This is a genomic window from Azospirillum griseum, assembly GCF_003966125.1.
GTDB classification, from domain to species: Bacteria; Pseudomonadota; Alphaproteobacteria; order Azospirillales; family Azospirillaceae; genus Azospirillum; species Azospirillum griseum.
This window is the reverse complement of sequence record NZ_RXMA01000167.1, coordinates 1-300: the sequence shown is the minus strand read 5'-3', so window position 1 is coordinate 300 and position 300 is coordinate 1. Positions and strand designations below refer to the sequence as shown.

The following is a 300-nucleotide window of genomic DNA, read 5'->3' as shown; positions in this document are numbered from 1 at the left end:
GTTCCTGCGCAAGGTTAATCCACGCAGGGTGAGCCGGCCCCTAAGGCGAGGCCGAAAGGCGTAGTCGATGGGAATCACGTTAATAATCGTGAGCCAGCGGGTGTGTGACGGATGGGAAAGCGTGTATGTCCTTATCGGATTGGACATGCTGTGGACCCGTTCCAGGAAATAGCCCCCGCATCAGACCGTACCCCAAACCGACACAGGTGGACAGGTAGAGTATACCCAGGCGCTTGAGAGAATGGTGTTGAAGGAACTCGGCAAATTGCCCTCGTAACTTCGGAAGAAGAGGGCCCCGTT

General features: G+C 56.0%; 1 rRNA gene. It reads left to right on the top strand.

Annotated features, from left to right (window positions below):
* A 23S ribosomal RNA gene (locus EJ903_RS26650) occupies positions 1–300 on the top strand; the annotation flags it as partial.